Annotated in this window: 10 protein-coding genes; 2 read left to right on the top strand and 8 right to left on the bottom strand. The window is 72.5% G+C overall.

The window, feature by feature from the left end:
• Position 1: 1 nt before the first annotated feature.
• The 7 genes from ABT122_RS17150 to ABT122_RS17120 all read right to left on the bottom strand — a co-directional run bounded on the left by ABT122_RS17150 (position 2) and on the right by ABT122_RS17120 (position 9,909).
• Positions 2 to 1,264, bottom strand: coding sequence for a M24 family metallopeptidase (locus tag ABT122_RS17150; protein WP_351552027.1), 1,263 nt, complete (start codon positions 1,262 to 1,264; stop codon positions 2 to 4).
• Positions 1,265 to 1,339: 75 nt separating this feature from the next.
• The gene (locus tag ABT122_RS17145; RefSeq protein ID WP_351552024.1) at positions 1,340 to 2,236 is read right to left on the bottom strand and encodes an ATP-binding cassette domain-containing protein; all 897 of its coding nucleotides are present in this window, start codon (positions 2,234 to 2,236) and stop codon (positions 1,340 to 1,342) included.
• Positions 2,233 to 4,233 carry a dipeptide/oligopeptide/nickel ABC transporter permease/ATP-binding protein gene (locus ABT122_RS17140; RefSeq protein WP_351552021.1) on the bottom strand — a complete coding sequence of 667 codons (2,001 nt, stop codon included), beginning with the start codon at positions 4,231 to 4,233 and terminating at the stop codon, positions 2,233 to 2,235. The genes ABT122_RS17145 and ABT122_RS17140 overlap by 4 nt, the downstream gene beginning before the upstream one ends.
• Positions 4,230 to 5,174, bottom strand: a complete 945-nt coding sequence (locus ABT122_RS17135; RefSeq protein WP_351552018.1) for an ABC transporter permease — start codon at positions 5,172 to 5,174, stop codon at positions 4,230 to 4,232. Before ABT122_RS17135 ends, ABT122_RS17140 begins: the two co-directional genes overlap by 4 nt.
• Positions 5,171 to 6,523, bottom strand: a complete 1,353-nt coding sequence (locus tag ABT122_RS17130; protein WP_351552015.1) for an amidohydrolase family protein — start codon at positions 6,521 to 6,523, stop codon at positions 5,171 to 5,173. The genes ABT122_RS17135 and ABT122_RS17130 overlap by 4 nt, the downstream gene beginning before the upstream one ends.
• Complete coding sequence (locus ABT122_RS17125; protein ID WP_351552012.1) at positions 6,516 to 8,210, bottom strand: amidohydrolase; 1,695 nt, start codon at positions 8,208 to 8,210, stop codon at positions 6,516 to 6,518. Before ABT122_RS17125 ends, ABT122_RS17130 begins: the two co-directional genes overlap by 8 nt.
• A 112-nt stretch (positions 8,211 to 8,322) precedes the next feature.
• Positions 8,323 to 9,909: an ABC transporter substrate-binding protein gene (locus tag ABT122_RS17120; RefSeq protein ID WP_351552009.1), complete on the bottom strand. Its 1,587-nt coding sequence runs from the start codon at positions 9,907 to 9,909 to the stop codon at positions 8,323 to 8,325.
• A gap of 320 nt (positions 9,910 to 10,229) precedes the next feature.
• On the opposite strand from ABT122_RS17120, the gene ABT122_RS17115 reads away from it, so the two are divergent.
• Positions 10,230 to 11,009: a helix-turn-helix domain-containing protein gene (locus ABT122_RS17115; RefSeq protein WP_351552006.1), complete on the top strand. Its 780-nt coding sequence runs from the start codon at positions 10,230 to 10,232 to the stop codon at positions 11,007 to 11,009.
• A 28-nt stretch (positions 11,010 to 11,037) separates the two neighbouring features.
• Here ABT122_RS17115 and ABT122_RS17110 read toward each other — a convergent pair whose 3' ends face one another.
• Complete coding sequence (locus ABT122_RS17110; protein WP_351552003.1) at positions 11,038 to 12,642, bottom strand: MFS transporter; 1,605 nt, start codon at positions 12,640 to 12,642, stop codon at positions 11,038 to 11,040.
• Between the two features lie 159 nt (positions 12,643 to 12,801).
• On the opposite strand from ABT122_RS17110, the gene ABT122_RS17105 reads away from it, so the two are divergent.
• On the top strand, positions 12,802 to 13,563 hold the full coding sequence (locus ABT122_RS17105; RefSeq protein ID WP_351552000.1) for a TetR/AcrR family transcriptional regulator: 762 nt from the start codon (positions 12,802 to 12,804) through the stop codon (positions 13,561 to 13,563).
• Positions 13,564 to 13,630 lie beyond the last annotated feature (67 nt).

The following is a 13,630-nucleotide window of genomic DNA, read 5'->3' as shown; positions in this document are numbered from 1 at the left end:
GTCAGTACTGGTTGGCGATGAACAGTTCGTCCGCCGGGAAGCGGGTGAGGATCTCCACCCCGGTGGCGGTGACGACGACCTCCTCCTCGATCCGGGCGGCCGAGACCCCGTCGCCGGCCGGGCAGTAGGTCTCCAGCGCGAAGACCATGCCCTCCTCGATGAGCATCGGGCTCTCCAGCGAGGTCAGCCGGCTGATGATGGGCCGCTCGTGCAGGGCGAGCCCCAGACCGTGGCCGAAGAGCAGACCGAAGGCGGTCTTCTCGTCCTCGACCCCGATCTCCTGGGCGGTCGGCCAGAGCCGGGCCACATCGGCGGTGGAGACCCCGGGCCTGATGGCCGTGATCGCGGTGTCCATCCACTCCCGGGCACGGACATAGGCATCGCGTTGCGCGGTGGTGGCCCGGCCCACGTTGAAGGTGCGGTAGTAGCACGTCCGGTAGCCGTTGTAGGAGTGCATGATGTCGAAGAACGCCTGGTCACCCGGGCGGATGAGACGGTCCGAGAAATTGTGCGGATGCGGGTTGCACCGCTCGCCCGACACCGCGTTGATGGACTCGACATCGTCCGAACCCATCTCGTACAGACGCTTGTTGGCCAGCGCCACGATCTCGTTCTCGCGGACGCCCGGCTTCAGGGCCTCGGTGATGTCGTGGTAGACACCGTCGACCATGGCGGCGGCCATCGACAGCAGGGTGATCTCGTCCCGGTTCTTGATCTGCCGGGCGTCCAGCATCACCTGCTGGCCGTCGCGCACGTCGAGGGCCTGGCGGGTCAGCTCGGAGTGCAGCGGGAGGTCCAGGATGTCCACACCGATGGGCATGCCGCCCACCCCGGCGTCGGCCAGCCGTCCCTTGATCTCGGTGACCGCCCGCTCCATCAGCCCCGCGTCCGGCGGGACCGCGCCGCGCATGGTGGTCCAGGAGGAGAGACAGTTCTCGGGCTTCATCCACGGCGCGTACATCCGGTTGTGCACGGCCGCCGAGCCGAAGTCCCACAGGATCAGCTCACCGGTGCGGGTGTAGACCGCGTACCGCGAGAGCTTCTCCCGGGTCCACTCGCCGATCGAGATACCGGTCAGATAGCGGATGTTGTTGTTGTCGAAGACGAGGACCGCGCCCAGCTCGCTCTCCTCCAGCGCCCGCTGGATGCGGGAGAGGCGGTAGGAGCGGAGCCGGCCGAAGTTGACCCGCTCCTCGAAGTCGACCATCGCGTGGCCGTGGGCGGGGGCGACGGGGAGTGCGGGGGTGGGAGGAACACCGCTCATGGGGAACTCCGATGCTGGGGAGTGGAGGGAGGAAGAAGGGGTGGGACGGGCGTGCGCGGGCCCTGAGGAGACGGCCTAGGCATCGGCGCCGAGCCGGCGCCGCCGGGCGGTGCGCTCCGCCTGCCGGGCCGGATTGGCGACCAGGGTGGAGGCGAGCAGGGTCTGGGTGTAGGGGTGCTCGGGGGTGCGGTACACCCGCTCCGCCGGGCCCGACTCGACCAGCCGGCCGTGGTGGAGCACCCCGATCTCGTCACTGATGTGACGCACCACCTCCAGGTCGTGCGCGATGAACAGATAGCTGACACCCAGCTCGCGCTGGAGCTCCATCAGCAGATTGATCACCTGGCTCTGGGTGCTCACATCGAGCGCGCTGACGGGCTCGTCGCAGACGATCAGCCGGGGCCGGGGCGCCAGCGCGCGGGCGATCGCGACGCGCTGGCGCTGGCCTCCGGAGAGTTCGTGCGGATACCGGTCGGAGTGGTACCCGGAGAGCCCCACCCGGTCCAGCGCGTGGGTGACCTCGCGGTCCCGCTCGAGACCGGAGAGCGGGCGGTGCCGGGTGAGCGCCTGACCGATGGTGGCCGCGATCGTCTGGCGCGGGTTGAGGGAGGACATGGGGTCCTGGAAGACCACCTGCACATCCCGGTTGAAGGAGAGCGGGGTACGGCGGCCGAACGCCGCCGTGTCCTGCCCGTCGAAGACGATCCGGCCCTCGGAGACGGGGGCCAGCCGCAGGATCGCCCGGCCGATGGTGCTCTTGCCCGAGCCGGACTCGCCGACCAGGCCGAGGGTCCGGCCGCCGCCGATGGTGAAACCGACATCCCGTACGGCGGTGAGCGTTCTGGCCCGTCCGGTCATCCCGCGTCCCAGCCGGTAGCGGACGGTGAGATGCTCCACCGACAGCAGCGCCGGCGCGGTCCGCGGCCCGGACCCGGTGACCGCCGGCCGGGGTGTGGAGGTCTGCTCGCTCATCGGGCACCCGCCAGGTCGAGTTCGGAGGCCCGCAGACAGCGCGCCCCGCCGGAGTCCATCGGTACGGTCCCGGTGCGGCAGCCGTCCGTGGCGTACGGGCAGCGCGGATGGAACCGGCAGCCCCGCGGCCACGCCCAGGCCGGCGGCACCCGGCCGGGGATGGTGGCCAGCGGCTCACCGTCGGTTCCGCCGTGCGGAACGGCGGCCAGCAGGGCCTCCGTGTAGGGGTGCCGGGGGGCGGCGAAGGCGTCCGCGACGGTGCGCTCCTCGACGATCTGGCCCGCGTACATCACCGCGATCCGGTCGCAGCTGTCGGCGACCACGCCCAGATCGTGGGTGATCAGCAGCAGCGACATGCCGAGCCGCTCCCGCAGGGAGGCCAGCAGATCGAGCACCTGGGCCTGGATGGTGACATCCAGCGCGGTCGTCGGCTCGTCGGCGATCAGCAGCTCCGGGTCGCAGGCCAGCGCCCCGGCGATCACCACCCGCTGGGCCATGCCGCCGGAGAACTGGTGGGGGTAGTCCTTCAGCCGCTCCCTCGGGTTCGGCACACCGACCAGCGCGAGCAGCTCGGCCGCGCGTTCACCGGCCGCTGCCCGGGAGAGCCCGGAGTGCGCCCGGACGGCGTCGGTGAGCTGCCGGCCCACGGTGTGGACCGGGGAGAGCGCGGAGCCCGGGTCCTGGAACACCATGCCGATCCGCCGCCCGCGCACCTGGCGCAGCGCCTCGCCGCCGAGCCCGGCGAGTTCGGTCTCCCCGAGCCGGATGGAGCCGGACTCCACGGCCACGCCCCGGGGGAGCAGTCCGAGGATCGCGGAGGCGGTGATGGACTTCCCGCACCCGGACTCACCGACCAGGCCAAACGTTTCTCCTGGGTTGATGTGGAAGGAGACACCGGAGACCAGCTGGGCCCCGTTGGCATCGGTGACGGTCACTCCGTCGACCCGCAGCAGCGCGTCCGACGGGGCCGGGGCGCGGTCCGCCCGCACCATCGCCGGCGCGGCGGCGACCGCCCCGCGGGCCCGCTTCCCGCCGCTGGAGCGGGGCGACCCCGCGTCCCGCAGCCCGTCCCCGAGGAGGTTGAAGACCAGCACGCTCAGGGTGATCGCCGCGCCCGGCAGGATCGCCAGCAGCGGATGCTCGGAGACATGCTGGCGCGAGGCGTCGAGCATGGCGCCCCAGCTCACCTGACTGGCGTCGATCCCGACGCCCAGGAAGCTCAGGGTGGCCTCGATGAGCAGGGCCGTACCGAGCGCGATCGACGCCTGGACGATGAGCGGCGGCGACACATTGGGCAGCACCTGCCGCAGCATGATGCCCGACGAGCGCAGCCCGAGGACCCGCGCCGCGTCCACGTATAGCTTCTCGCGCTCCGCCAGCACCACGGCGCGGGTGATCCGCATGAAGCTGACGGCGAAGATCAGCCCGACGGCGAGCATCGCGTTGCCGAGACCGTTGCCGAGGACCGCGACCAGGGCGAGCGCCAGCAGCAGCGCCGGGATGGACTGCATGACATCGGCGATCCGCATCCCGATCCGGTCCCACCAGCCGCCCCGGTAGCCGACGAGGACACCGAGCCCGACGCCCAGCACCAGACCGATCGCCACGCTCTCGGCGGAGGCCAGCAGCGCCGTCCGGGTGCCGTACAGCAGCCGCGAGAGGGTGTCCCGGCCCAGGTCGTCGGTGCCGAGCCAGTGCTCGGCGCCCGGACCCTGGAGCTTGTTCGCGACATCCGGGGCGGCGGGGTCGTAGGGGGCGATCAGCGGAGCGGCGAGCGCCACGGCGATCTGGAGCAGCAGCAGGGCCAGACAGATCAGGGTGATGGGCTGCCGCACCATCCGGCGCAGCGTCCGGGCACGGACCCGGGGCCCCGCCCCGCTGTCCTCGGCCCCGGTGGCGGGACCGGCCTGTCCGGTGAGGGCGGCGGCGGAGGCGAGCACGGGGGAAGCGGGGGCGCCGCCCGGGGCGGCGGCCGTACCGCGTGGAGTGTCGGTCATTGGGGCCTCACCTTGGGGTTGATCACGCCGTACAGCAGATCGGCGGCCAGATTGACCAGCAGCACGATCACCGCCACCAGGACGATCGAGCCCTGGAGCACCGGATAGTCGGCGCGTACGACGCTGTCGATGAGCAGGGTGCCGAGACCCGGGACCGCGAAGATCCGCTCGATGACGAAGCTGGCGGCGACCAGGACCGACATCTGAATGGCGATCACCGCGAGCACCGGGACCATGGCGTTCTTGACGGCGTACCGCAGCACGATCCGCCGTCTGCGGATGCCCCGGGCCAGCAGCGTCTGGACGTACGGGGACTCCAGCGCGTCGATCATGGCGCTGCGGGTCTGCCGGGCGATGACCGCCGCCGTGTGGGAGCCCAGCGCGATCGCGGGGAGGATCATCCCGGTCGCCCAGGCCCCCGGGTCGTCGGCGAACGGGGTGTAGCCGACCACCGGCAGCCAGCCGAGGTTGACCGCGAAGACCAGCACCAGCAGCAGTCCCAGCCAGAAGCTGGGGACGGCGAGACCGAGGGCGACGACGCCGGTCAGCAGCCGGTCGGCGGGCGTGCCCGGGCGCAGCGCCCCCAGCACTCCGAGCGGAACCCCGGCCAGCAGGGCGACCGCCATGCCGGCGAGGGCGAGCGAGAGGGTGATGCCGATGCCGGTGGAGATGGACTCGGAGACGGGCACGCTCGTGTAGAGGGAGGTGCCCAGATCCCCCGTCACGGCACCGCCGAGCCAGTCGGTGTACTGCTCCAGCACCGGCCGGCCGAGCCCCAACTGCTCGCGCAGGGCGTCCTTGTCGGCGGCCGGCGCGCCCTCGCCGAGGATCTGGGCCACCGGATCGGTGGGCGTCAGATGGACCAGGGCGAAGACGAAGACCGAGACCAGCAGCAGCGTGGGCAGCGCCGAGAAGAGCCGCTGGAGGACGAACTTCGTCATGTCGCCGCGCCCTGCGGTGTCACTCCGGCGCTCGCGAAGATCCGCTCGCGCACCCGCCGGGTGGCGGCCCCCGCCTCGGCGGGGTCGAGATCCGTGAGCTTCCCGTGGCGCTTGCGGACGGTGCCGCCGACCACCACGGTGTCCACATCGCGCGGCCCCGCCTGGAGCACCACGTGCGCCGCCGGGTCGCCCAGCGAGATGCCGTACGGCTCGGTGCCGATCAGCACGAGGTCGGCGAGCTGCCCGGGGGCGAGCCGGCCGAGGTCGTCGCCGAGCCCGATGGCGCGCGCGGCGTTGACCGTGGCGTACTCCAGCATGTGGCGCGGCGCGACGAGCGGCGTCCCCGGGCGGCGCTCCAGCGGATAGCGGCCGGCCTCGCGCTCCTCGGCGGCGTCGACGTTGCGCATCAGCAGGAAGGTGAGGCGCATCGCGGCGAAGAGGTCGATGGGCACCCGGGACGCCGTGTCGATGCCGAGGCTGGAGGAGACCCCGGCCCGGTGGGCGCGGTTGAGGACGGTCATGGAACGGCCGCCGCCGAACTCTCCCTCGGGAGTGAAGGAGATACCGCCCCCGCAGCCGGCGAGCAGCTCCAGCTCGCCGTCGTCGGCGGCGTTGGCGTGGGCCGGCACGATGTCGGCGCCGAGCAGCCCGGCCTCGTGCAGGGCACGGATCTGACCGGCCGGATTCTGGTGGACGGTCATCCGCAGCCCCAGCTCCCGCGCCAGACCGATCTCGGTCGCGGTCCGTTCCATGCTGCCGAACTCGATGGAGGAGAGCGCCATGCCGACCCGCAGCAGCGCGTCGTCCGCGCTCCGCTCGCCGAGCGCCCTGATGTGTTCGAGACGCCAGAGATGGTCCTCCGGCGGAGCGTCGAAGCTGCCGAGCATGCCGTACGCCCACAGGGTCCGCTGACCGGTCCCGCGGTGGGCCCGCAGCCCCGCCTCGGCGTGCTCGGGCGACATGACGTTGTGGCAGAAGTCCAGCACTCCCGTCACCCCGCTGTCGAGCATCTGCACCGAGCCGGCCAGGGTGGCGTCGTGGATGTCCTCGACCCCGAAGTGCTCGCGCAGGTGGAAGACCCGGGACTGGTAGTCGTCGAAGGTCCAGCCGTCCGCGTGCAGCCCCTTCAGCGGGGTCTGCCAGGCGTGCGTATGGGTGTCGATCAGCCCCGGGATGGCGATCGTGCCCCGGGCGTCGATCAGCTCGGCCTCCGGGTCGTCGAGGCCGGTGCCGACCGCGGCTATCCGGTCGCCGGCGATGAGCACATCGCCGGGGGTGAGATCGCCGAGCACCGGGTCCATGGTGAGGACGGTGGCGCCCTTGATCAGCAGCTTGCGGGTCTCAGACACGGGTCACTCCCTGGGTCCTGGGGCCGGCGAGGGGCAGCGCGGCGAACGGCCCGGCCCGGTGGACCACCCGCCCGCCGACGAGGGTGAGCACCGACTCGATGTGCGGGACGCGCTCCTCGGCGACGGTGAAGTAGTCCTCGCTGAGGACGGCGAGATCGGCGAGCAGCCCGGGCTCCAGCCTCCCGCGCTCGCTCTCCTCGAAGCTGAACCAGGCACCGGAGGCCGTGTAGCCGCGCAGCGCCTCCTCGCGGGAGAGCAGATGGCGCTCGGCGAGGGTCTCGTTGCCCTGCACGGTGCGCCCGTTGAGGAACCAGGCGAGGGTGGCGAAGGGGTTGTACGAGGCCACACGCATCGCGTCCGAGCCGAGCCCGAGCGGTATCCCGCGCTCGATCAGCTCGCGCAGCGGCGGCGCCTGGGCGACGGTCTCGGCGCCCCAGATGGCGAGGGCCTCCTCGCCCTGGAAGCGGTAGAGCCCCTGGGCGAGCACGCCCGCGCCGAGCGCGGCGATCCGGTCCACATCCCTCGGGGTGAGCGGCTCGGCGTGCACCAGCGACCAGCGGAGTCCGCTGACGCCGTGCTCCGCGTGCGCCTCCTCCCAGGCGGTGAGGACGGCGTCGATGGTGGCGTGCTGATGCGCGTGGGCGTGCACGGTCCAGCGGTTGCGGGCGAGTTCGCCGAAGATCTCCCGGAACTGGTCGCGGATCTCGTCGCCGATCTCGACCGGATGGGCGATCTTGTCGACGGTCCGGTAGAGGATGACCTCGCCGACGCCGATCACCCGCAGCATGGTGTCGCCGACGTCGAGTGCCGTGTAGCGCTGGTACCCGGCGAGATCCTCCCGCTCGGTCCCGGCGCGTTCGGCGTGGACGGCGAGGCGGGTGCGGACGGTGAGCTGTCCGCGCCGCCAGGTCTCCCGGATCGCCGGGTAGGCGTCGGGGCCGCTGTTGAATCCGCCGCCGTCGATGGCCCCGGTGATGCCGAGCCGGTTCAGCTCGCGGGACATCTCGGCGGTGGAGGCGATCTGCTCCTCCAGGGTGGGCGCCGGCATCCGCCGGTAGAACCACTCCATCAGCGCGGTGCCGTTGACCTTGCCGGTCAGCTCCCCCCGGGCGTCGGTCTCGAAGGACGCGGTGTCGAAACCCTCCTCGCCCAGCGTGCGGACCAGGGCGTGATGGACCCCCAGTTCGCGCATCGCCGCGCTGTTGAGCACGGCCCAGTCGTAGAGGAACTGCACATAGACGGGGTTGTCGGGGGCGGCGCGGTCCAGCTCCGCACGGCTCGGGCCGCGGTTCTCCGGGAACTGCGCGGGGTGCCAGCCGCCGATCACCCTGATCCAGCTCCCGGCCGGGCGCTCGGCGGCCCGGCGGGTGAGGGCGGTGAGCCCGCTCTCCAGGGTCGGCTCGTCCTCCCAGCGGACCTCGTCCCGCCAGGTGCGTCCGGCGCGCACGATGTGCACATGGGAGTCGATCAGGCCGGGGACGACCCGCCGCCCCGCCAGGTCCACCACGGTGGTGCCGGGGCCGGCCAGGTCCCGTATCTCCCCGCTGGAGCCGGTGGCGGCGATCCGTTCGCCGGTGATGGCGACCGCTTCCACCTCCGCGTCGCGGCCGGGGGCGGCCATGGTGGTCACACGCCCGTTGAGGAGGATCAGATCGGGGACCGGGGGGTGGGGCGGAACAGTGCTCATGGGTGGGTTCTCCATCCGGAGGGTGCGGAACGGAAGACGAGGGGCGCGCGCCGGGCGCCGGCCCCGGTGGCTGCCGGGGCGCCGGGAAGCGGGCGGGGGCCCGGTCCGGCGATCAGCCCTTGACCCTGGCGTCCTTGTAGCGGAAGACCGCGACGTCGTTGGTGGTCGAGACGATGTTGTCGACCTTCTTGGGGTTGTAGGCCCAGAAGCCGCTGTAGTCGAAGTAGCCGCAGTCCAGCGCCTCGTCATTGACGATCTTCGACATCTTCTGCCAGGCCGCGTCCCGTGCCTCGGGCGTTGTGGCGGCCAGGCCCGCGCGGGCGGCGGCGTCCAGCTCCGGATACGCGACCTTCAGCGGGTTGCCCGGGGCGTCGGGGGCGAACTTCCGGTTGTAGTAGTCGTGCGCGCCGGAGCGTGAGCCGTCGGAGAGGATCGCGGCCGGGTACGAACCGTTCTGGTAGGTGCTGAGGAACTGCGGGAAGTTGGGCAGTTCGAGGGTGACGTCCACACCGATCTCCGCCATCTGGCTGCGGAACAGCTCGGCGATGGTCCGCTGGGTGTCATAGCTGATGAGGGTGAACCGGTGCTTGCCGCCCACCTCCTTCATCAGCTCCCTGGCCTTCTCCAGGTCGAAGGGGTGGCCCCGCAGCGACGGGTTGTGGCCGGGCTGGCCCTCGGGGAAGCGCTGGAGCGGCACCTCGCCCTTGCCGCCGAGCGCCGCGTCGATGTAGTCCTGCGGGTTCATGGCGTGGCAGACGGCCTGCCGGAACCTCTTGTCCTTGAAGGTGCCCTCGATGTCGTACATCTGGAGGTGCCAGAGGACGGAGGGGAACCAGGTGGACTTGAGCCCCTCCTTCTCCGCCCGTTCCGCCAGCGGGGGAGTGGACCACACCACGTCGAGCTGGCCGGCGCGCAGCGCGTTGTAGAGGCTGTCGGGGTCGTTGATCTGGGTGATCTCGACCCGGTCCGGGCCGACCGACTTCTTGTCGTAGTACCGGTCGAAGGCGGTGACGACCGTGCGCAGTCCCTTGGTGGAGGCCTTGGGGTCGTACTTCCAGGGGCCGGTGCCGACCCCGGTGGTCTTCCAGTTCCCGGTGTCCAGGGCTCTGGGGGAGACCATGTACATCCCGAGCCGGGCGAGATTGGTGACCAGGCTGGGGGCCGGCTCCTTGAGGTCGATCCGGACGTGTGCGGCGTCGACCGCGGTGATCTTGTCGATGGCGGCCAGCTGGCTCCGGTACTGGCTCGGGGTGTTCCGTATCCGCTCCAGGTTCTTGACCACGGCGGCGGCGTCGAAGCGGGTGCCGTCGTGGAAGAGGACGCCCTCGCGGAGGGTGAAGTCGATCCGCGACGGGGTCTCCTTCCACTCCGTGGCCAGCTGCGGCTGGAGGGTGAAGCCGTCCGGGGCGACGCTGAGCAGCGACTCGTACACCAGCGAGGTGAAGGTGCTGTTCTGCTTGGTGACGGTCTCCCAGTCCTCGAACTGCTGGTTGGTGCCCACCTTCATGGTTCCGCCCCGGCCGTTCCCGGCCCCCTTCCCGGACGAACCGGTGGCGGACGAGGTGCTGTCGGTGCCGCTGCACGCGGCGAGGGTGACGGTCAGAGCGGTGGTGAGGAGTATCCCGCCCGCCCGCCGGGCCACTGCGGAGCGGGGTCCGCGGGCCCGGCCTCCGGGGTTGGGCAATCCGTTGTCTGTCACAGCGAGAACCTCCACGCGGCTGCCTGAGCCGCCAGTGCTGTCCGAGGAGCCGATCGGCTGAGGTGATGTGCGTTATAGTGGACGACTGTGCAGCATCCTTGTCAAGGGTTGTTCAGGAAGTCAGGAAAACTCCTCCGAAGTGGACTGCCGGAGGGGGCGAGGCAGACAAGCCGCCCATTTCTTCTGTACGGCTGTACAGGGCCACCCCCCGCGACGATCTGCTGATGTTCAATATCCTGTGCGTTGATGTGCAGTACTGTGCAGTCATATACAGTTGTCCAGTGCGCGCACATGCCGGATTACAGCGATCGGGAGGCCCGATGAAGTCCGAGGGGGAGAGCCCTGGTCTCGGTGGACGACTCAGGAGGGTCCGTACCGAGCGAGGGCTGTCACTGCGGGAGCTGGGCAGGCTCGCGGGCTGCTCGGCGAGTCTCATCTCGCAGGTCGAACGCGGCCAGACGGCCCCTTCGGCGGGGGTGATCTACGGGATAGCGAACGCGCTGGAGATCTCCCTGGACTATCTCTTCGGGGTGGGCGAGACGGCGGAACCCGTTCCCGCTCCGGCCGGCGGGCCGAGGGCTCCGCAGGTCGCCCCGCCGCCGCGGGCCGGCGGGCCGGGGTTCCCCGGCGCGACGGCGGGAGCGCCCGCCGGGCGCGCGGTCCGCGTCGCCGCGGCGGAGAACACGATCGGCGAGCCGGACGGCGAGCCGTCCGCCAACGGAGCCGCGCCCGCGCCCGGCCCGGGGCTGGCGCCGGCGGCGGAGACCATCGTCCAGCGCGGGGACCGGCGCCGCACCATCGACCTCGCCAGCGGAGTCCGCTGGGAGCGGCTCACCCCGCAGCAGGACGCCCGGGTCGACTTCCTGGAGGTCGTCTACGCGCCCTTCGGCCGCTCCACCGACACCCGCTGTCCGATCCGGCACGACGGCCGCGAGTACCAGCTCGTCCTCCAGGGGACCCTCCACGCCGATGTCGGCTTCGAGACCTATGTCCTGGAGGCCGGGGACTCACTCGCCTTCGATCCCGCCACCCCGCACCAGTACCGGAACATGACGGGCGACGAGGTCCGCTGTGTCTCGGTGGTCGTCCACGCGGACTGAGTCCCGCCGCCCCCGCGCGCCGGGCGGATCACCCGGCTCCCCGGCGCCGGCGGGGCGCGCTCCCGGGCGCCGGGCGGCGTGTCCGCGCCACGAGCAGCCGGCCGCAGGACCAGCACACGTCCACGAGCACGACGAAGGTCCAGATCCTGCCGGCGCCGTGGAGCAGCCCCTCGAAGCCGGGCCCGTGGCCGCCACCGCCGGCCGGCGCGGTGGTGAACCCCTCGGTGAACAGGTCCTCGATCCAGGACAGCCCGAGGAGCAGCAGCACCAGCTGGGCGGCGGCGAACACGGCCAGCCGGGCCCCCAGCTCCCGGACCCGCCGGCGCGGTGTCCTCGGGCGCGCACCGGGGACCGGCTCCGGAGCGGTTCGCGCGGGATGCCCGGTTGTCGCGGGATGCCCGGTTGTCCCGGCCAGGGGCGCCTTCGGCGGGGGCGGGGGCGGCAGGTCGGCGACGCCGAGGCTCCGTACGGCGCGGGGCATGATCACGGCACCGGCCAGCAGTGCCGCCGCCCCGGCCAGACACGCGACGGCCCACTCCGCGCCGTCGTAGAGCGCGCCCGCCGCCAGGGAGCCGGCCAGCGCGCCCAGCAGACTCGCCGACTCGTACACCCCCATGCCGCGGCCGGTCCGTGCGCCGGACGCCTCGGCGATCACGGCCTGCTGGATCGGCATCACGGCCGCCGAGGCGAGTCCGCAGAGAATCCAGAGCGCCGCGATCACCACCGGATGCGGTGCCCACACCAGGCCGGCGGCGAACGCCGCGCCGGCGAGCGAGGCGCACCTCAGCACCCGGGCCCGGCCGAAGCGCACCACGAAGGTGTGCAGCCGCTCGGCTGCCCAGGTCTTCGCGATGGCGCCGGGCAGGAACACGAGGGCGACCTCCAGGACCTCCAGGCCGAAGCCGCGCTGGAGATGGAGCACCAGGAGCAGGGAGATCGCCGCCTCGGCCGTCATGGTGAAGGCCACGGCGACGAGCATCGGCCGCAGCCTCCGGCCCACGGCGCCCAGTCCGGCCGCCGCCGCGCCCGCGTCGGCGCGTCTCCCGGGAGCCGCCCGGCGGGGGGAGGCCAGCAGCAGGACCGAGGCGGCGGCACAGGCGGCGGCGCAGGCCAGGAAGACCCCCCGGTAGTCGATCGCGCTGATCAGGGTCATGCCGGCGAGGAACGCGATCCACGAGCCGTTCTCCTGCGCGGCGAGCAGCCGGGGGAAGACGCCGGAGTCCTCCGCGAGCCGCTCGCTGATGATCGCCCGGACGGCGACCCAGAGCAGCGCGCCGCCCGCGCCGCCGGCCGCCGCCGCCGCGTAGGCGGGGGGCGCGCTCTCCGCGAGCGCGTAGCCCAGGGCGGAGAGCGCGTGGAGCGCGGCACCGGCCGCGGCCACACGGCGGCGCTCGCAGGCGTCGGCGAGGACGCCGGCGACGGGCCGCATGACCACCGACACGGCCATGCCGACGGCGAGCAGCAGGCCGACCTCGGTGGCGCCGAGGCCGATGGCGGCCCCGGCCCAGAGGGGGAGCAGGAAATCGGTCAGCTCGGTGGGCCCGTTGGCCAGGGTGGCGGCCAGGAGGGTGTTCTTCTCGCGGCGGCGGGCGCGCGCCCGCTTCGTCACCGGCACCGGGATGTCCCCGATCATGCGCAGACCCCATAACTCCGAACGGCGTTCGACTTACTCCGAACGGTATACGGAGTTATTCGGCCGGGTAAAGTGCCGATGCCGGAGGCCGGTGCGAGGAGCCGTCCCCGGAGCGGCCGCGCGGGAGAGACGGCCGAGCGACAGGGCAGGGGCACATCCATGGCACAGGCGCCCACCGGGGCCACCGCGCAGGAGCGCGCTCTGGAACTGCTCTGGAGGGACGGGCGGCGCGGGGCCCGCGGCCCCGAGCGGGGACTCACCCTGACCCGGATCGTCGAGATCGCGATCGAACTGGTGGAGGCCGAGGGGCCCGCCGCGCTGTCGATGCGCCGGGTGGCGGCCCGGCTCGGCATCGGTACCGCCTCCCTCTACACGTATCTGCCGGGCAAGGCGGAACTGGAGGCGCTGATGCTCGACGCCGTCGCCACCGGGCCCGTACTGCCGCACGAATGGCCGGGGGACTGGCGCGCCAAGCTGGAGTCCTGGGCGCACGCCGACTGGCGGGCGATCCAGCTCCGCCCCTGGGTGCTGCGGCTGCGCGCGTCCGAGCAGGTGCCCGGCCCCAATATGCTGCGCTGGCTCGACTCGGCGCTGCGGGTCTTCGACGGGACGGGGCTGAGCGAACCGGAGAAGCTGGCCGCCGTGGAGTCGGTGGACGCCTATGTGCGGGGGCTCGCGCGGCTGCGGCTGGACAGCGGTGCGCCGCCCGGGGGCGCCGGTGAGGCGGGGGCCGAGGAGACCCGCCGGCGCGACAGCGCCCTCGGCCGGCTGGTCGACTTCGACCGCTATCCGGCTCTTCAGCGGGCTCTGTCGCAGGGCGCCAGGCCGTACGCGGGCGACCAGTTCGACTTCGGGCTCCAGCGGCTGCTCGACGGTGTCGAGCGGCTGATCGAGAGCCGCGCCGACCGGGCCGGCGGCTGACCCGGCGGCGGCTCCCCGGACCGGCGCGGTACCGCGCCGGTCCGGGGAGCGGCGTCAGCCGGCGGCC

Origin of the sequence: Streptomyces sp. NPDC001985 (assembly GCF_040296845.1) — a bacterium.
Taxonomy (GTDB): Bacteria; Actinomycetota; Actinomycetes; order Streptomycetales; family Streptomycetaceae; genus Streptomyces.
Note: the sequence above shows the minus strand (reverse complement) of the source record. Positions and strands in the feature narration are given on the sequence as shown.